The 17,745-nt window shown below is 69.5% G+C and carries 14 protein-coding genes and 1 pseudogene; 11 read left to right on the forward strand and 4 right to left on the reverse strand.

Annotation, left to right across the window (positions count from 1 at the left end; translation table 11 throughout):
* Positions 1-218 precede the first annotated feature (218 nt).
* The 3 genes from eccB (at position 219) to ACUZ2Y_RS23245 (ending at position 3,338) form a co-directional block, all read left to right on the forward strand.
* Complete coding sequence (gene eccB / locus ACUZ2Y_RS23235; protein WP_476322237.1) at positions 219-1,784, forward strand: type VII secretion protein EccB; 1,566 nt, start codon at positions 219-221, stop codon at positions 1,782-1,784.
* Positions 1,785-1,855: 71 nt separating this feature from the next.
* Positions 1,856-2,170: a hypothetical protein gene (locus tag ACUZ2Y_RS23240; protein WP_476322240.1), complete on the forward strand. Its 315-nt coding sequence runs from the start codon at positions 1,856-1,858 to the stop codon at positions 2,168-2,170.
* Between the two features lie 10 nt (positions 2,171-2,180).
* A complete protein-coding gene (locus ACUZ2Y_RS23245) occupies positions 2,181-3,338 on the forward strand; it encodes a WXG100 family type VII secretion target (protein ID WP_476322243.1) in 1,158 nt (385 codons plus the stop codon).
* Between the two features lie 126 nt (positions 3,339-3,464).
* Here ACUZ2Y_RS23245 and mycP read toward each other — a convergent pair whose 3' ends face one another.
* A complete protein-coding gene (mycP, locus tag ACUZ2Y_RS23250; RefSeq protein WP_476322246.1) occupies positions 3,465-4,889 on the reverse strand; it encodes a type VII secretion-associated serine protease mycosin in 1,425 nt (474 codons plus the stop codon).
* Between the two features lie 8 nt (positions 4,890-4,897).
* Complete coding sequence (gene eccD / locus ACUZ2Y_RS23255) at positions 4,898-6,289, reverse strand: type VII secretion integral membrane protein EccD (protein WP_476322249.1); 1,392 nt, start codon at positions 6,287-6,289, stop codon at positions 4,898-4,900.
* A 232-nt stretch (positions 6,290-6,521) separates the two neighbouring features.
* On the opposite strand from eccD, the gene eccCa reads away from it, so the two are divergent.
* The 5 genes from eccCa to ACUZ2Y_RS23280 all read left to right on the forward strand — a co-directional run bounded on the left by eccCa (position 6,522) and on the right by ACUZ2Y_RS23280 (position 13,699).
* Positions 6,522-10,514 carry a type VII secretion protein EccCa gene (gene eccCa / locus ACUZ2Y_RS23260; protein ID WP_476322252.1) on the forward strand — a complete coding sequence of 1,331 codons (3,993 nt, stop codon included), beginning with the start codon at positions 6,522-6,524 and terminating at the stop codon, positions 10,512-10,514.
* A 70-nt stretch (positions 10,515-10,584) separates the two neighbouring features.
* On the forward strand, positions 10,585-12,387 hold the full coding sequence (locus ACUZ2Y_RS23265) for a type VII secretion-associated protein (protein WP_476322255.1): 1,803 nt from the start codon (positions 10,585-10,587) through the stop codon (positions 12,385-12,387).
* A 7-nt stretch (positions 12,388-12,394) separates the two neighbouring features.
* Positions 12,395-12,766, forward strand: coding sequence for a hypothetical protein (locus ACUZ2Y_RS23270; RefSeq protein WP_476322258.1), 372 nt, complete (start codon positions 12,395-12,397; stop codon positions 12,764-12,766).
* A 259-nt stretch (positions 12,767-13,025) separates the two neighbouring features.
* Positions 13,026-13,337, forward strand: coding sequence for a WXG100 family type VII secretion target (locus ACUZ2Y_RS23275; RefSeq protein WP_476322261.1), 312 nt, complete (start codon positions 13,026-13,028; stop codon positions 13,335-13,337).
* A 68-nt stretch (positions 13,338-13,405) separates the two neighbouring features.
* Positions 13,406-13,699, forward strand: coding sequence for a WXG100 family type VII secretion target (locus tag ACUZ2Y_RS23280; RefSeq protein WP_476322264.1), 294 nt, complete (start codon positions 13,406-13,408; stop codon positions 13,697-13,699).
* Between the two features lie 204 nt (positions 13,700-13,903).
* On the opposite strand, the gene ACUZ2Y_RS23285 is transcribed toward ACUZ2Y_RS23280, so the two are convergent.
* Together ACUZ2Y_RS23285 and ACUZ2Y_RS23290 are read right to left on the reverse strand one after the other, a co-directional pair.
* On the reverse strand, positions 13,904-14,317 hold the full coding sequence (locus tag ACUZ2Y_RS23285; RefSeq protein WP_476332152.1) for a hypothetical protein: 414 nt from the start codon (positions 14,315-14,317) through the stop codon (positions 13,904-13,906).
* A gap of 497 nt (positions 14,318-14,814) precedes the next feature.
* Positions 14,815-15,198, reverse strand: a pseudogene (locus ACUZ2Y_RS23290) (hypothetical protein); the annotation flags it as partial.
* Between ACUZ2Y_RS23290 and rplM the strand changes: the two are divergent.
* The 3 genes from rplM (at position 15,106) to glmM (ending at position 17,637) form a co-directional block, all read left to right on the forward strand.
* Complete coding sequence (rplM, locus tag ACUZ2Y_RS23295) at positions 15,106-15,549, forward strand: 50S ribosomal protein L13 (protein ID WP_091382579.1); 444 nt, start codon at positions 15,106-15,108, stop codon at positions 15,547-15,549. The pseudogene ACUZ2Y_RS23290 and the gene rplM overlap by 93 nt on opposite strands.
* 11 nt (positions 15,550-15,560) lie before the next feature.
* A complete protein-coding gene (gene rpsI, locus ACUZ2Y_RS23300) occupies positions 15,561-16,190 on the forward strand; it encodes a 30S ribosomal protein S9 (RefSeq protein ID WP_476332026.1) in 630 nt (209 codons plus the stop codon).
* 112 nt (positions 16,191-16,302) lie between these two features.
* On the forward strand, positions 16,303-17,637 hold the full coding sequence (gene glmM / locus ACUZ2Y_RS23305) for a phosphoglucosamine mutase (RefSeq protein WP_476322268.1): 1,335 nt from the start codon (positions 16,303-16,305) through the stop codon (positions 17,635-17,637).
* Positions 17,638-17,745: the final 108 nt, after the last annotated feature.

Below are 17,745 nucleotides of genomic sequence, written 5' to 3' on the forward strand. Positions count from 1 at the left end.
GGGCCACCGGGAGGTGGCGTCCGGCCCTGTCGCGGAGGAGTGGTCACGGACATCCGGTAGATCTCTTCCCCTCGGTTGGTGGAGAACCCCACATACGGCGACGGCCGTACGGCTATCCTCCGGAACCGTACCGCGACGGGGAGAGCAGCAGGCCGAGAATGCCATCAACACCGACTACCAAGTCTCAGGTTCAGGCATACCGCTTCGTACTGCGCAGGATGCAGTCGGCGTTGGTCCGCAAGGACGCGGTGATGCTCCACGACCCGATGCGCACACATTCCAGAGCCACGATCGTGGGTGTGTGCATCGCCGCCATCGGCATGATCGGCGTGTTGATCTTCGGGCTGCTCAAGCCCGCGCCGAAGGCCCCGGACCAAGACGGCATCGTCATCGCCCAGCCTTCGGGGGCGATCTATGTGCTGTTGACGAACACCGAGCGGGGCAAGGTGCTCGTCCCGACGTTCAATCTCGCCTCCGCGCGGCTGCTGCTTCTCGCCCGCGGCAGCAACGGCGGGGCGGAGCAGCCGGGCAGCCAGACCGATACGGGCGGCGCCCCCGCGGGCAAACTTGAACCTCCTAAAGTGATCCCGGACTCGAAGCTCCTCAACATCACGCGCGAGCGGCTGACCGGTATCCCGGACGGGCCGCAGATGCTGCCCGGGGACGACCAGCGGATCAGCAGCGACTGGGCGGTGTGCGACGAGTACCAGCTCGACCGCAGCCTGAACAAGCCGGCGAGCGAGAACAAGATCGAGACCACCGTCGCGGCGGGCCACACCGACTTCGGACCGGAACTCGCGGTCAACGAGGCGCTGCTGGTCCAGGCCGAGAACAAGAAGGTCTACCTCGTCTACCGCACGCCTGAGACGGCGGTCAAGAAGAACGCCAACACGGTGCGCGCCGAGGTCGACATGGGCGACAACCGGGTGACGACCGCGCTGAACCTGCGGACCGAGAACATCCGGCAGATCACCACGGGACTGCTCAACGCGATCCCCGAGGCGCCGAAGCTCGCGTCGCCGGAGATCCCGGGCCACGGCAGCGCGGGCCAGGTCGACATCGAGGGCCTGCCGGTGGGCTCGATCGTGTCCATCCAGCGCGCGGGTACCTCGGCGATCGAAAACGACTACTACGTGATCCTGCGCGACGGCGTGCAGAAGATCAAGAAAACTACGGCCGACCTCATCCGGTTCAAGTCGACCGCGGGCGGCGACAAGATCACGGAGGTGCGCCCGGACCAGATCCCTGGCGCGTCGCCGTCGAACGAGATCGATGAGAGCACCTTCCCGAAGGTCGTGCCAGAGGCACTCGATCCGGTGAACTTCCCGGTCGCCTGCCTGCGCTGGTTTGTGGTCGGCGAAGGCCAGGACGCCGACGAGCACACGCAGGTCCACGTGGGCACGCAACTGCCGCTGCCCCGCACCCCGCGCGGCGAGCCCGCCACCGTGCCGATCAGCACCCCGAGCGCCGACGGCCAGCGCCTCGACCACTTCTACATGCCGCCGGGCAAAGCCGCGGTCGTCCGCGGCGCGACGTCCAAAGTGGACTTCGCGACCGGGCCGATCTACCTGGTTTCCGACCGGGGCGTGAAGTTCGGCGTGCCGGACGCGAAGACCGCGGCGGCACTCGGCCTGGCGAACCAGCGCCCGGCGCCGGACGCGATCATGCGCCTGCTGCCCAACGGCGCGTCGCTCAACACCCGCGACGTCCGGCAGACCTTCGACTCGGTGGCCGTGGAACCGGGGCAGTTCCCGTCCTCGACCCCTAAAGCTCCAGGCGGCTGAGCACTTCGGGAACCGGCTCGCGCGCATTACCGTCAGAAGGTGACATGGGCGTGCGAGGAGGTCGGTAGTCGATGACTGCCATCAAGGTCGATCCCGACTGGGTCAGTGGTTACGCGAAGAAGGTCGCCGAGAACGCGGAAGCGCTCGGCGCGGGAGCCGACGTGCTCAACACCGCGCCGCTGACCGCGGAGGCCTTCGGGTCGCTGGGCCGGACGGTGCGCATCGCCGAGTCGTACGGGCGTGCCGCGGAGGTGTTGCGCGGTCAGCTCACGCGGGCCGTGGAGGCGTTGGAGTCGGCGGCGGACAGCCTCGGCCAGGTCGCCGAGCGCTACACCGTCTCCGAGGACGACAGCGTGCGCGAGATCAACCGCAGCGGCCAGGCGTAGGGGGCTCGGAATGGACAAGCGCAGCGTGGCCGAGCGGTTTGACCAGGACCGCCCCGGCAGGCCGGTGGCCGAGCCGGACCACCTGGTGGCCCCGGCCGGTCCCGAGCGGGGCGGGCCGAACGGCGCCGACATCGAGGCCGACGTCAGCGGCTACCTCGACTACCTCAGCAGGCTCTGCGGCGAACTCGGCGTGCCCGACCCGGTCGAGGAGTACTTCGGCCCGGTCGTCGGCCGCTGGAGCGACATGCACGACGAGGCGGTGCGCTGGCGCACGGTCGGCCTCCGGGCGGACAAGGTCGCCGACAACCTCACCAAACCCCTGGGCGGGCTCGACGCCGCCTGGGAGGGCGCCGACGCGGATTCCTTCATCGACTACATGAACGGCATCGGCCTGGCAGGCCACGACATGTCCGACGCGATGGTCGCGATGTCCGAAGTCCTCGACGACACGGCCGACGGCCTGCGCGAGATCGTCACGGACATGGCGGGCCTGCTCGCCGACGCGGCCGAGACCGCGTCCTCGGCCATGGCGATGCCGCTGCAGGGCGAGGACCGCACCCGGCTCTACCTCGACCACATGAAGCGGCCCACCAAGGAGCTGTTCGAGTCGGTCCGCCAGGTCCTCGAGGCGCTCGTGCGGCTGTGCGAGGGGATCGACGGCTCCCAGGTCTTCGACAAGATCACCATGGCGCACCCGATGCCCGCCGACAACTGGGCGTTCACCCAGGAACTGCCTGCCATCCCGGCGAAGGTCGGCGCGGCCGAGGAGCCCTCCCCCGATCAGGTGGACGCGATCAAGGGCGGCGGCGGTTCGGTCGGCGGTGGTGGTGGTGGCGGTGGCGCCGCAATCAGTGGCGGCGGCGGTGGCGGTGGCGGTGGCGCCGCGAACCCCCCAACCCCACAGCCAGGCGGCTACGTCATGGCGGGCGAGGCCCTTCCCTCTCCCGCGGCGGCCGCCCCGCCTGCCGCGGCGGCGAGCGCGGGCGGCGGTGACGGTCGCACGGGCGGCGGCATGATGGGCGGCATGCCGATGGGCGGAATGGGCGGAATGGGCGGCCAACAGGGCGGCGACTCCGAACACAAGACCCGCAACCGGGTGATGGCCGACCCGGTCGACATCTTCGGCAAGCCCACCAAGACCTCCCCGTCCGTCATCGGCGAGGATTAGCTGTGAACTGAAGGCACCGCATACCGGCACCTAAGGGGACCGTGACGGAATCCGACCACGGTGCCCCCTGAACCGCCAGGTATCCACGATCAGGACCACACATAAAATTCCGGGGAGGCGGGCTAGTTATGCCGAGCCGCGGGGTTCCGCCGTGTCGCCGTTGTTGCGGCGCACGGTGCGGACGATGAACAGGGTCAGGAGCAACGCCACCAGGCCCGCGCTCGACCCGATCAGCGCCACCCGCATCGGCAGCCAGTTCGTCTCCACCGCGGGCGGCAGGTCGAGCCGCATGTCCAGCGGCGAGTCGGCGGTGATGCCGTGCTCGCTGGGGATGGTCGCGGTCAGCGCGCCGATCGGGTTGATCACGCCGTGTCCGACGAGGTTGTCCCGCCCGCCCGGCGCCGCCGGGTGCGACGCCGTGATCTTGATCCGGTCCATCACCTGCTGGGCCGTCAGGTGCTTGTGGCGGTGGCGGATCAGCGCCGCCAGCCCGGCCACATAGGGCGCGGCGAAGCTGGTGCCCTGGATCGCGACCTTGTTGCCGTCCTTGAGGACCTGCAGGTTGGCCAGTCCGTTGCTGCCCGCGGCGGGGTCGAGCGAGATGATCTCCGTGCCGGGCGCGGCGACCGAGACCCATGGGCCCTGCACCGAGAACTTGGCCGGATCGCCGTGGCGGTCCGTCGCGGCGACCGAAAGCACGTACTCGGAGAACCACGGCGGCGTCACCAGATGCGTCGGGTTGTTCGGGTCGAGCCCGTTCGTCGCGTCCGGGCAGAAGTTCTCGCCCGAGTTGCCCGCCGACGCGACCAGCACGACGTCCTTGTCCTTGAAGGCATACCGCAGAGCGGCCTGAAGGTTCTTCTCCGCAGGCGTGATGCCCCCGGCTGACACCGGCCTGCAGCTGTCCACCGACATGTTCAGGACGCGGACACCCTGGTCGGCCGCGTGGACGACGGCTTGGGCGAGGGACTCGATCGACCCGGCTCCGTGGTCTTGGGTCGCACCCGGGCGCCTGCCCTGATAGTTGGTGCTCGACTGTCGGATCGACAGGATTCGCGAGTCCGGGGCGATTCCCTTGAACCCGATGCCGGTCTCCACGGGCGGTTTGGCCGCGATGATGCCCGCGACCTCCGTGCCGTGCCCGTCGCAGTCCTCCAGGCCGTCACCGCCTTTGACGAGGTCGCCGCCGCCCTTGATCCGGTCCTGGAAGTACGGGTGCGCCTTCACCCCCGTGTCGATGACGCCGACGAGGATGTCCTTGCCCGTGGAGAACTTGTGCAACTCGTCGAACCGGAGCTGCTGCTGGCCCCACGGCTTGTTCTTCAGGTCGACGCCCTTGTCGAGCGAGGAGATGCACTGAGTCTTGAGCTCGTAGTTCGTGTCCGGTGCGATCCCTTTGGGAACGGGGAAGTTCGGCTCCAGCGGCGGCGGGGTCGCCATCGACGTCGGCTCCTGCTTCTCCTGCCGCGCCGCCGCACCCGGGGCGGCGGCCACGGTCACCAGCAGGGCGACCGTGAGCGCGGCTGTGCCCCGCATCTTTCCCACTCGCATGTTTCCCCCTAGAACGAGACCTGGCGCAGCGTGCTGTACAGGTCCATCACGGCCAGGGCGATGGGCAGCACCGACGCGATGCAGATGGCCTCGACGATCTCGACGGTGCGCCGCAGCGGCGGCGAGAAGCGCTGGTTCGGGAAGACCACGCCGAGCACCAGCGCCGCGGCGCCGAGGATCGCCAGGACGCCGAAGACCCACAGCAGCCGGGAGAACGGGTCCGCGGTGAGCATCCAGCCCAGCAGGATGCCCGACGCGCTGATCAGGCCCGACGCCAGCAGCGCCACCGCCTGGCTGCCGTTGGCGTACGTGCGGGCACGCAGCAGCAGCACCACGGTCGCCACGACGCCGAGGATCACACCCCAGATGCCCGGGGAAGCGGCCGCCACCACGGCGCCGATGGCCGCGGTGAGACCGCAGCCGATGATCATGCCGGTCATGTACTCGTGCGCCAGGCCCGCGCGCCGCTCGATCGAGCGGTAGTCGGGGAACCCGGTGTCTTCCTTGAGGTCCTCGGCACTGCCCGGAACGTTCGGCAGCGGCAGCCGGGCGAGTTGGATCGTCAGCCGGGGCAGCACCGACAGCGCGCCGAGCGCGACCGCGACGGCGCCCGCGGCGATGCCGTGCGCCGGGTGGGCGATGAGCGTCGCGACGCCGAACGCGACCACCCCGAGGGTGGCGGCGGTGCCCGCGGCCACGAACGTCGTGATGCCCGCGCCGATCAGCATGATCGAGGCCGACGCGACGATCAGCACCAGGGCGCAGGCGAGCAGCAGACTGGCCCGCCCGGGCTGGCCCGGCACGATCGACAGGCCGCTCGCGAACGCCATCGGCAGCCCGCCCGCCGCCGCGATCAGCACACCGGTCGACTGCGCCTGGTATGCCCGCGCGATGGTCGCGCCGAGCGCGACCGCGACGACCGCGGCCACACCGGCGGTGATCGCCGGGCCGACGTTGCCGCCGCCCCACATCGGGCCCGCCATGAACACCGCCAGCGCACCGGCGATCAGCGCGAGCGAGCCCGCGATGTGCCCGATCCGGTTGGCGGTCTCCTTGGTCCACGGCCGGTAGCTGTCCGGCGTGGACTCCGCGATCGCGTCGACGACATCGTCGTAGAGCGCGGGCGGCGGGTTCTCGGCGCGTTTGCGCAGCTGCAGCATGTCGCCGTCGACGATGCCGAGCGAGCCGAGCGTGCGGCTCGGGTCGAGCGGGTTGTCGCCGAGCTTGGCCAGACACCAGCCGCCGTGGCGCGCGCCGCCGTCGGGAGTGGTCTCTTTGGCCATCTCCAACAACATGGGCAGCAGGTCCGCGACGGACACGTCCGCCGGCAGCGCCACGTCGATGCGTGTTCTGGGCGCCACCACCGTCACCCGGCTGAACACGGTCGTCCCGGTTGCCACGCCTGCCCCCTTTGAGTTATCCACAGGTATGCGCGAAGGGTCCCGGCCGTGCCGGGACCGCCCCTAGTATGGCCGCACCGGGATCGGCGAGTACGGCGGTTCCGAGAAAGCGTGTCGAGCAGTGGCGCTCACCGTGGGCAAGGCACGGCAATCGATCGATCCGGCCGTCGGTGACCATGCGGTTCGGTAGGTTCTCCCCAGCAGCTGTCGAGATAAAAGAGGTGTCCGACCGGTGAGCACGCTGCAGTTCAAGCGTTCGCCCCGCCTTGCCGCGCCCCGCCAGCCGGGCGGTGAGGTTCACCTGGAGCCGCCACCCGAGGTGCCCAGGGTCATTCCCGGCAGCATCGTCATGAAGATGCTGCCGGCGGTCATGATCGTGGCGTCCGTCGGAATGATGGTCTTCATGTTCACGATGGGCGGGAGGAATCCCAGCTCATTGCTGTTCGGCGGCATGTTCCTGATGTCGACCGTGGGCATGATGGCAGGCGGCATGGGGGGCAAGGGCGGCGGCCAGAAGAAGGCCGAGATGAACGAGGACCGCAAGGACTACCTGCGCTACCTCGGCCAGATGCGCGACCGGGCCCGCGAGGCCTCGCTCGACCAGCGCGCCTCCCTGGAGTGGACCCACCCCGACCCGCAGGCCCTGTGGTCGATCGCGACCAGCAGGCGGATGTGGGAGCGCCGCCAGGCCGACCCCGACTTCTGCCACTTGCGTGCGGGCCGCGGCTCGCAGCGCCTGGCCACCCGGCTCGTCCCGCCGCAGACCGGTCCGGTCGACGAACTGGAGCCGATCGCCACGCTCGCGCTGCGCCGGTTCGTGCGCGCGCACTCGATCGTCCCCGAGCTGCCCATCCAGGTCGCCATCCGCGGGTTCGCCGCCGTCGGCCTGACCGGCGACCGCGAGCTCACCCGCGGCCTGGCCCGGGCGCTGATCGCCCAGCTGGTCACCTTCCACACCCCTGAGGACGTGCTCGTCGCGGTCGTCACCGCGGGCAAGGCCAAGCAGGAGTGGGAATGGGCGAAGTGGCTGCCCCACGTGCAGCACCCCACCATGGCCGACGGCATCGGCCAGCTGCGGATGATGGCCGGGTCGCTCGCCCAGATCGAGGAGTGGCTCGACGAGGAGCTGCGCGACCGGCAGCGGTTCACCCGCAACGCCCCGCCGCAGCCCGACCAGCCGCACATCGTGATCGTCATCGACGACGGCGAGGTCACCCGCGAAGAGCAGATCATCCTCGAGGAGGGGCTGGTCGGCGTCACGCTGATGGACCTCTCCGACAGCCTCGGCAACCTGACCGCGCGGCGTGGTCTGCGCCTGGTCGTGGAGGAAGAGCGGCTCGGCGCGCGCAGCGCCAGCGGCGTCGAGTGGTTCGCCAACCCCGACACGCTCAGCGCGGCCGAGGCCGAGGCTCTGGCCCGCAAGCTCTCGCCCTACCGGCTCGGTGTGGGCGCGTCCGACTCCGGCGACGACGAGCCGCTCAACGCCAACCCGACGCTGCTCGAACTGCTCGGCATCCCAGGCGACCCGATGACGTTCGACGTCCAGCAGGCGTGGCGGCCGCGGCCGGTCCGCGACCGCTACCGGGTGCCGTTCGGCATCGGCGAGTTCGGCCAGTTCGTCGAACTCGACATCAAGGAATCGGCCATGGAGGGCATGGGCCCGCACGGCCTGTGCATCGGCGCCACCGGTTCCGGCAAGTCCGAGTTCCTCCGCACCCTGGTGCTCGGCATGCTGGCCACGCACTCGTCGACGACACTGAACTTCATCCTCGTCGACTTCAAGGGTGGCGCGACCTTCCTCGGCCTCGACGCCGCGCCGCACGTCGCCGCGACGATCACCAACCTGCAGGGTGACCTGACGCTGGTCGACCGCATGAAGGACGCCCTCGCGGGCGAGATGAACCGCCGCCAAGAGGCGCTCAAGAACGGCGGCAACTTCAAGAACGTGTGGGAGTACGAGAAGGCCCGGGAGAACGGCGCCGACCTCGACCCGCTGCCCGCGCTGTTCATCGTCGTCGACGAGTTCTCCGAACTCCTCGCCGCCAAGCCGGACTTCATCGACCTGTTCGTCGCCGTCGGCCGCCTGGGCCGGTCGCTGCAGATGCACATGCTGCTCGCCTCGCAGCGGCTCGAAGAGGGCAAGCTGCGCGGGCTCGACTCGCACCTGTCCTACCGGATCGGTCTCAAGACGTTCTCCGCCGCCGAGTCGCGCGCCGCGATCGGTGTGCCGGACGCGTTCGAACTCCCGTCGATCCCGGGCTCCGGCTACCTGAAGTTCGACACCAGCACGATGGTCCGGTTCAAGGCCGCCTATGTCTCCGGGCCGTACCGCCCGGCGGGCATGCAGGTCGCGGGTCCCGCGGCCGCCGTGTCCGGCGACCGGCGCGCGAAGCTCTTCGTGCCCGACTACGTCGAAATCCCCAAGGAGCCCGAGAAGCCGCTGGTTCCGGTCGTCGAGGAGAAGAAGCCCGAGGGCGGCACCGAGGCCAGCGAGCTCGACGTCATCGTCGGCAGGCTCGTCGGGCAGGGCCCGCCCGCGCACGAGGTGTGGCTGCCCCCGCTCAACGAGCCCAACTCGCTCGACACGCTTTTCCCGCCGCTGCAGCCCACCGAGGACCGCGGTCTGTCCCCGGTCGGCTTCTACGGCAACGGCAGGCTCCAGGTTCCGCTGGGCATCATCGACAAGCCGTTCGAGCAGCGGCGCGACCTGCTCTGGGCCGACTTCTCCGGCGCCGCGGGCCACGCGGCGATCGCGGGCGGCCCGCAGTCCGGCAAGTCGATGATGCTGCGAACGCTCATCATGTCGATGGCGCTGACGCACACCGCCGAGGAAGTCCAGTTCTACGTGCTCGACCTCGGTGGCGGCACGATGGGCACGCTCGACGGGCTGCCGCACGTCGGTGGTGTCGCGGGCCGTATCGACCCGGACAAGGCGCGCCGGATGGTCGCCGAGGTCAGCAGCCTGATCGGCGAGCGGGAGCAGCGCTTCCGCGACCTCGGCATCGACTCGATGACCGACTTCCGCAACCGCAAGCGGCGTGGGGAGATCCAGGAAGACTTGTTCGGCGACGTGTTCCTGATCGTCGACGGCTGGCTCAACTTCCGCCAGGAGTTCGAGTCGCTGGAGTCGCAGGTCGTCAACCTCGCCGCGCAGGGTCTGTCCTTCGGCATCCACGTCATCGTGGCGGCCAACCGGTGGGCCGAGATCCGGCCCGCGCTCAAGGACCTGCTCGGCACCCGGTTCGAACTGCGCCTCGGTGACCCGAGTGAGTCCGATGTGGACCGTCGGGTGGCGGTCAACATCCCCGCCGGGCGACCGGGCCGCGGCCTCTCCCGCGACAAGCTGCACTTCCTGACCGGCTTGCCCCGCATCGACGGCTCAAGCAACGCCGACGACGTCGCGACCGGCGTCCAGGACGCGGTCGCCAAGATCAAGGGCGCCTGGCGCGGCCGCGGCGCCCCCAAGGTGCGGCTGCTGCCCGAGGTCATCAGCTACGAGGACCTGCTCACCCAGGACACCCGCCGCGACTCGAAGCTGGTGCCGATCGGCATCGACGAGAACGACCTGGCCCCGGTGTACCTCGACTTCGACGCCGAGCCGCACTTCATGGCCTTCGCCGAAGGCGAGTCGGGCAAGACGAACCTGATCCGCACGATCGTGCGCGGCATCATGGACCGCTACACCCCGCAGGAAGCGGTCATCCTGCTGGTGGACTACCGGCGCACGATGCTGGGGTTCATCGACACCAACCACCTGCTGGGCTACGCGGTCTCGTCCAACCAGCTCGGCGACATGGTCAAGGATGTCCGCGGGTCGATGCTCAAGCGTCTGCCGGGACCGGATGTCACGCAGGATCAGCTCCGAAACCGGTCGTGGTGGAAGGGCCCCGAGCTGTTCGTCATCGTCGACGACTACGACCTCGTGGCCCCACAGGGCAACAACCCGCTGCAGCCGATCGCGGAGTTCCTGCCGCAGGCCAAGGACGTCGGCCTGCACGTGATCGCCGCCCGCCGTTCCGGCGGTGCCAGCCGGGCGATGTTCGACCCGATCCTCGGCAAGCTGCGTGAGATCGCGAGCCCCGGCATCGTGATGAGCGGCAGCAAGGACGAGGGCGCGCTCCTCGGCACGGTCAAGCCGTCGGCGATGCCGCCGGGCCGCGGCACGCTGGTCAGCCGCAAGGTCGGCCAGGCGTTGATGCACGTGGCTTGGATCCCGCCGGAGTGATCGGATTGTCTTTGTCGCCGATCACGTAGGGTGACTCAGGGCAGCATCAGGCGGGTCGAGGGGCGAAGAAGTGGCACTGCGCGTCGCGGTCGACTTTGGGACGTCGAGCACGTGTGTCGCGGTGTCCGTGCACGGTCGGGAGCCCCAGGTCGTCGTGGTCGACGGGCAGCCGCTGCTGTCGTCGTCGGTCTACGCCGCGCCGGACGGAACTCTTTTCGTCGGTCAGGAAGCCGACCGCCAAGCCGCGCTCGACCCCTCGCGCTACGAGCCGCATCCCAAGCGGCGGATCGACGAGAAGGAACTGCTGCTCGGCGACACCGTGCTGCCTGTCGGCTCGGTGTTTCGGGCCGTGCTCGGCCGGGCGGTCAGCGAGGCCCGCCGGGTCGCCGGTGGCGTGCAGGTCGCGCAGTTGGTCCTCACCCACCCCGCCGACTGGGGCGGCGTCCGCACCCAGGTTCTCCGCCAGGCCGCCGCCGGTCTAGCCGAGCGGACCGTGCTGGTGCCCGAACCGGTCGCGGCCGCGGTCTTCCACTCGGCGAGCTATCCGGCGCCAACCGGTCCGCAGGGCCGCACCCTCGCCGTCCTCGACCTCGGTGGCGGCACGGTCGACGTCAGCGTCGTGCGCACCAGCCGGGCCGCCCGCCCGGGGCTGCCGCCCGCGTACACGGTCCTCGCGACCAGGGGCGACCCGCACTTCGGCGGCGCCGACATCGACGAACTACTCCTCGGCTACGTCGGCGACATGGTCTCCACGGGCGACCCGGACGCCTGGCGGGCGCTCGTGGAAGGCCGCGACCTGGCCGACCGCAGGCGCAGGCGCGTGCTGCGCCAGGACATCCGCGGCGCTAAGGAAACCTTGTCCCGCCACCCGTACACCGACGTTCCGCTGCCGTCGCCGTTCCCCGACGCGCACGTCACCAGGAACGACCTCGAACGGCTGATCGGCGTCCCGGTCGGCCGGGCGGTCGACCTGACGCTGACCACCATCCGCGAGGCGGGTCTGGCGCCGCAACAGCTCTCGGGCATCTTCCTGGTCGGCGGTTCCAGCCGGATCCCGCTGGTCGCCCGCCTTGTCGCCGAGCGGACCGGCATGGTCCCGGTGACGCTCGACCAGCCCGAGACCGTGGTCGCCCGCGGCGCGCTGCGGGCGGTGGCCGTCGAACCGGACCACACCGGCGCCATGGCCGCGCATCCGGGCCGAACCGTGTCCGCGGGCGGCGTCCTCGCCGCCGAGCCGACGATGCCGATCGCGCACCGCCCGCCGCTTCCGCCCCGGCCGATGGGCCCGCCCTCCGGACCGCTGCCGCTGCCCGCGCCTCCGCCGCCGAAGCCGCGACGCACCGCCCTGCTCGTCGGTGCCGCGGTCGTCGTGGTCGCCGCCGTCGCGGTGACCATGGTGGTGCTCCTCGGCCGCGAGACCCCGCCCGCCGAAGCAGGCCCGGTCATCGCGCAGTACGAATACCGCTTCACCCGGCCGGACGGCTGGACCCAGACCGGCGGCAACCCCGGCCTGCTGCGCACCGAGATCAAACCGGTGGGCGCCGAGAAGGGCGACGACCTCGTGCTCGTCGAGGAGAAGCGGCTCGTCTTCGACAGCGACACCGACCGCGCGCGAGCCGTCGACAAGCTCCGCAGCGACTTCGAGTCCGGCGGCGACGAGTTCTCGGACTTCACCGAGAAGGTCACTTTCGGCGGCCGGGAGGTCGTCAGCTACCGCGAGCGGCTCGACCGGAAAGAGGCGACTGTCGACTGGTACGTACTGTTCCAGGGCAAGTCGCAAGTGAGCGTCGGCTGCCAGTACACCGAGAGCGGCCGCGACAAGGTGCGTGAGGCGTGCGAATCGGTGGTCCGCACGATGGCCATCGAGGGATGAGGTGGAGATGACCGGTCAGAACCAGGGATTCGCCGAGGCGGTCGCCCGCTACCGGGCCGACCTCGCCGCCGCGGTCACCCGCTCCCGGCGCGCCGCCGCCGAGGCCCGCGACCAGTCCGCGACCTTCCGCGCCGAGAACGACGAACTGGCGAAGCGGATCGGCAAGTCCAAGGTGGACCCGGCCGAACTGACCGACGAGGACCGCCGCGCGGCTGCCGAGGAATGGCGCCGCGCACAAGGACTCCCGGTCACGGAGTTCCCGCCCACCGCCGACCTCGTCGCGGAACCGGCCGAGCCCGCCAAGCGCCCGGACCGCCCGGGCGGCGACGATGACGATGACGATGACTTCTCCCAGCACTCCGTGCTTTTCCGCGGCTGAGTTCGCCTCGGAAAACCTTCGCTGAAAGCTCCGTGGGGTCTCGAATCAGGCCCGAATTCGCCATTGTGAACCACGTTCGGGTGCGTTCGCGATGGTGAAACCCGCTGTGACCTGTGGGTTTCTGGAAACAGCGTTCACTAGAGCAACTACCTGACTGATCCCGGCACCGAGTCGGAACCGAACCTGGCAGGGTTCCGTCGTAAGGGTTGTACGAACGAAGAACATGTACGACCAACTACTAACCAGGGGGTACTTCCCAATGGCCGGTTACGGAATTTCGCCCGAAGAGATGGCCAAGGCCGCGGTCGACGTCGACAACGTGAACGAGGAGTCGCGCGGCGTGCTGTCCAGCCTCCGCAGCGCCCTCGACCCGCTGCGCGACAACTGGTCCGGCACCGCCGCCACCGCGTTCCAGACGCTGATGCAGCGCTTCGACGACGACGCCGCGAAGCTGTCGGACGCCCTGCAGGGCATCTCCGAGCAGCTCAAGTCGTCGAACGAGGCCTACGTCCGCCAGGAAGAAGAGGCCGCGCAGTCGATGTCCAACATCTCGAACGTCCTCGGCGGCTGACCTGCTCCGCTCTTCGTTTCTCAGCTTCGTTCCGCTTAACCAAGACTTGATTCCAAGGGAGCATCGCAATGCCTAACGACATCATCAAGGTCAACTTCGCGGAGGTGGCCAACGCCTCCCAGGCCCTGTCCTCGTCCGCCGGGAAGCTCGAGACCCTGCTCGGCGAACTGAAGCAGCGCCTCGCGCCGCTTGAGGCAGGCTACGAAGGTGCCGCCAAGGAGGCCTGGCACGCCAAGCAGCAGGAGTGGAACCGCGCGCAGGACGACCTGCGTCAGGTCCTCGCCTCGATCGGTTCGGCCGTGCAGCAGTCCGGTGACAACTACGAGGCCACCGAGAAGGCCAACGCCGCCAAGTGGGGCTGATCCCGCTTCGCTGAGTTAGTGCTACACCACCCGAGTGGGGCCCGGAGGCAACTCCTGGGCCCCACTCGGGTTTCTTCTGTCAGAAGTGTCGGTCGAAGATGGTCAGCGCGTCCTGCCGGCATGCGCCCGCCCGCCCGCTGTCCCCAAGGCGTTCGTGGACATCGCCAAGTTCGAGCAGCATGGCGCCTAACAGGTACGTGATGTCTAGTTCACGGTAAGCCGCGAGAGCGCGTTCGTACGCGGCCACGCTTGCCTTGAGCTTCCGGTCTCGACAGCGAGCGGAAAGGCGGCGCGCGCTTGTTCCAGCGCGTTGGCGTAGTCCATTTGGTCAGCAGTGCGGTGCTGTAGTCGAGGCAGCGGTCGGTGTCGCCCGCGCGAAGGTGTGCCACCGCGAGGTTGTTCAGCGCGAGCGATTCCCGGAACGTCTGGGTTTTCCGCGCGTGCGGTCCGCAGCATGTCCTCGAGACAGAGGATTGCTTTGTCATGCTTCGCCACACCGACTTTGACGGCGGCGAGCCGCGCGTGCTCATGCAGCTTGATCCACTCCGCGGATTCGTGCGCCCTGGCGACCATGTAATCGAACACCGCCATCGGGAAACGCATGACATAGTCGAGCAAGGCGTCGCAGATAATACCCGAGCAGGCGTCGCGTGGATACCTGGATCGCGTCCGGTGAATCGGTTTCCCGGGCCAGAGTGCGCGCGAAATCCCGCATGAGGTCGTGGAATTGGTATCTGCCGGGATCGGGTTGTTCGATCAGGTGCCTGGCCGCCAACTCGCCCAGTGCCTTGTACGAGTGCAGGAACACCGAGCGAAGGTCGCTGTCGTCGTCGTCCTCCAAGTCGAACGGATCGCGAGCGGCAACCGCGCGCAGACCTCGAGAATTTCCCTGGCCTCGGTCGGCGCCTCGGCGACCCGGCCGGCATCCGGTCCAGTCGCAACTGGCGGGCGCCCTCCCGGACCACGAGCCCGCGCAGCCGGGCCCGGCTGGTGACGATCACGACGCTGCCCGGTCCCGGCAGCAGCGGCCGGACCTGCGTCGAGTCGGCCGCGTTGTCCAGAAGGATCCGCTGGTGGAGGTCGCGCAGCGGTTTACCCGGGTCGATGCCCAACTCTTGGGCAAGCCGACGCCGGAGCCGGTCGAAATGGGTCAGCGCGTCAGGGCGAAACCCGGGTCGCAGTCTGGTCACAATCCGTGGCAATCGCCATGTCGGAGCCTGGTCGGGGGACCCGTTTTGACCCTTCGGTGGGCCACCCGGTATCTTCTTACTTTGTTGTGCGGCGCGGGGCGCATTGCTCGACTGGTCGAACGCGAGTCGAGCCGCGTTGCGCGCCTCTGGGTGACCCCATCCAGAGGTGAGGCCCGCACGCACACCCATGACGCAAGTTGACGATGAGGTAGACCCGTGCCCACGTACAGCCCTAAGCCCGGCGAGGTCGACCGCGCCTGGCACGTGATCGATGCCGAGGACGTGGTGCTCGGCCGTCTCGCGACGCATGTTGCCACGCTCCTGCGAGGCAAGCACAAGCCCACGTTCGCCCCCCACATGGACACTGGCGACTTCGTCGTCATCGTGAACGCCGAGAAGGTCCTCCTGACCGGCAACAAGCGGGACCAGGCGTTCGCTTACCGACACAGCGGTTACCCGGGCGGTCTGCGCAAGCAGTCGTTCGGTGAACTGATCGACACTCGCCCCGACCGGCTGCTGGAAAAGGTCGTCAAGGGCATGCTGCCGAAGACCAAGCTCGGCCGCGCCCAGGGTAAGAAGCTCAAGGTCTACGCAGGCCCTGATCACCCGCACGCCGCCCAGCTGCCCAAGCCGTTTGAGATTGCGAAGGTCGTCAAGTGAGTGAGGACGCCGTGACCCCCGAGACCGACGAGGCCGTCGAGACCGACGAAGCCCCCGCGGCCGTCGAGACCGAGGCAGCGGAGACCGAGGCCGTCGAGGCCGAGGCCCCCGCTGACGAGGCCCCTGCTGACGAGACCGTCGCTGACGAGGAAGCCCCCGTTGTCGCCGACGAGGCCCCCGTCGCCGAAGAGGCTCCTGTCGCTGAAGAGGCCACCGATGAGGCCGCGGACGCTCCGGCGATCCCGCACCTGACCTCGGAGACCGCGCAGACGGTCGGCCGCCGCAAGCAGGCCATCGTCCGCGTCCGGTTCACCCCGGGCACCGGCAAGTTCCTCCTCAACGGCAAGACCCTTGAGGAGTATTTCCCGAACAAGGTCCACCAGCAGCTCATCCGCGAGCCCCTGGTGCTTGTCGAGAAGCCCGAGTCCTTCGACATCCGCGCCAACCTGCACGGCGGCGGCATCACCGGCCAGGCCGGTGCGCTGCGCCTCGCGATCGCGCGCGCGCTGATCGAGCTGGACAGCGAGGACCGCCCGCCCCTGAAGAAGGCCGGCTTCCTGACCCGTGACCCGCGGGCCAAGGAGCGTAAGAAGTACGGTCTGAAGAAGGCCCGCAAGGCGCCTCAGTACAGCAAGCGCTGACCCTGCGCGTCAGCCACACGCACGACCCGGCGGGAGCAGCACGTTCGATGCTGCTCCCGCCGGTCTTTTCACCGCTTTCTTCCTCTCCCCAGCGCAGCGGAGGTTCTCCGACATGGCACGGCTGTTCGGTACCGATGGGGTGCGTGGGCTCGCGAACTCCGACCTGACCCCGGAGCTGGCGCTCGCCATCGCCGCGTCCGCCGCCCGGGTCCTCGCGGAGCGCGACCGCTCCCACCGACCGGTGGCCGTCGTCGGCCGCGATCCGCGCGCCAGCGGTGAGATGCTGCAGGCCGCCGTATGCGCGGGCCTCGCTTCGGCGGGCGCCGACGTCATGCAGGTCGGCGTGCTGCCCACCCCCGGCGTGGCCCACCTGGTCGCCGAACTCGGGGCCGACCTGGGCGTGATGATCTCCGCCTCGCACAACCCGATGCCGGACAACGGCATCAAGCTCTTCGCCGCGGGCGGGCACAAGCTCGCCGACGCCATCGAGGACGAGATCGAAGCGGGCCTGAACAGCACCGCTCCCCGCCCGACCGGCGCGGGCGTCGGCCGCGTCTACGACATCGCCGACGCGCACGACCGCTACGTCGCCCACCTGCTCAAGTCCATCCCGAACCGCCTCGACGGCCTGCGGGTCGTCGTCGACTGCGCGAACGGCGCGGCCTGGGCCGCGGCCCCGCAGGCCTACCGTGAGGCGGGCGCCGAGGTCATCGCCATCCACGCCTTGCCCGACGGCGAGAACATCAACGACGGCTGCGGCTCCACCCACCTAGACCAGCTCCGCGAGGCCGTCCTAGCCGAAGGCGCCGACCTGGGCATCGCCCACGACGGCGACGCCGACCGCTGCCTCGCCGTGGACAGCGCGGGCAACGTCATCGACGGCGACCACATCATGGCCGTCCTCGCCTTGGCCATGAAGGACGCGGGCGAACTGGTCGAGGACACCCTTGTAATCACGGTCATGAGCAACCTCGGCCTCCACCTGGCGATGCGCGACGCGGGCATCGCCCTGCGCACCACGGCGGTCGGCGACCGCTACGTCCTAGAGGAGATCCGCAACGGCGGCTACTCCCTCGGCGGCGAGCAGTCCGGCCACGTCCTCCTTCCCGGCTACGCCACCACCGGCGACGGCCTCCTGACCGCCATGCGCCTCATGGCCAGGGTCGCCGCCACCGGTAAGTCACTCGCCGAACTGGCGGGCGTGATGACCCAGCTACCCCAGGTCCTGATCAACGTCAAGGTCGCCGACAGGGCAACGGTCGCCGCGTCCGCACAGGTCAGCGAGGCAGTCGCGGCGGTGGAAGCCGAACTCGGCGACACCGGCCGAGTCCTCCTGCGCCCGTCGGGCACCGAGCAGCTCGTCCGGGTGATGGTGGAAGCCCCCACCCACGAGTCCGCCCAGTCCGCGGCCGAGCGCCTGTCCAAGGTCGTCGCCGACGTAGTCTGAGCCCATGAGCCTGGGCCTGAGCGAAGCGCTGATCCTGATCGTGCTCGCGATCTTCATCGTGGGCGGGATAATTGCCGCCCGTCGCGCCGCACGCCGCTGACCCACTGC

The organism is Actinokineospora sp. UV203, assembly GCF_056323665.1.

Bases quoted from the DNA above. Each gene is read 5' to 3' on its own strand.
- mycP (WP_476322246.1), bottom strand. From the start codon at position 4,889: ATGCGAGTGGGAAAGATGCGGGGCACAGCCGCGCTCACGGTCGCCCTG.
- ACUZ2Y_RS23240 (WP_476322240.1), top strand. From the start codon at position 1,856: ATGACTGCCATCAAGGTCGATCCCGACTGGGTCAGTGGTTACGCGAAG.
- ACUZ2Y_RS23270 (WP_476322258.1), top strand. From the start codon at position 12,395: ATGACCGGTCAGAACCAGGGATTCGCCGAGGCGGTCGCCCGCTACCGG.
- glmM (WP_476322268.1), top strand. From the start codon at position 16,303: ATGGCACGGCTGTTCGGTACCGATGGGGTGCGTGGGCTCGCGAACTCC.
- eccB (WP_476322237.1), top strand. From the start codon at position 219: ATGCAGTCGGCGTTGGTCCGCAAGGACGCGGTGATGCTCCACGACCCG.
- ACUZ2Y_RS23280 (WP_476322264.1), top strand. From the start codon at position 13,406: ATGCCTAACGACATCATCAAGGTCAACTTCGCGGAGGTGGCCAACGCC.
- ACUZ2Y_RS23275 (WP_476322261.1), top strand. From the start codon at position 13,026: ATGGCCGGTTACGGAATTTCGCCCGAAGAGATGGCCAAGGCCGCGGTC.
- ACUZ2Y_RS23245 (WP_476322243.1), top strand. From the start codon at position 2,181: ATGGACAAGCGCAGCGTGGCCGAGCGGTTTGACCAGGACCGCCCCGGC.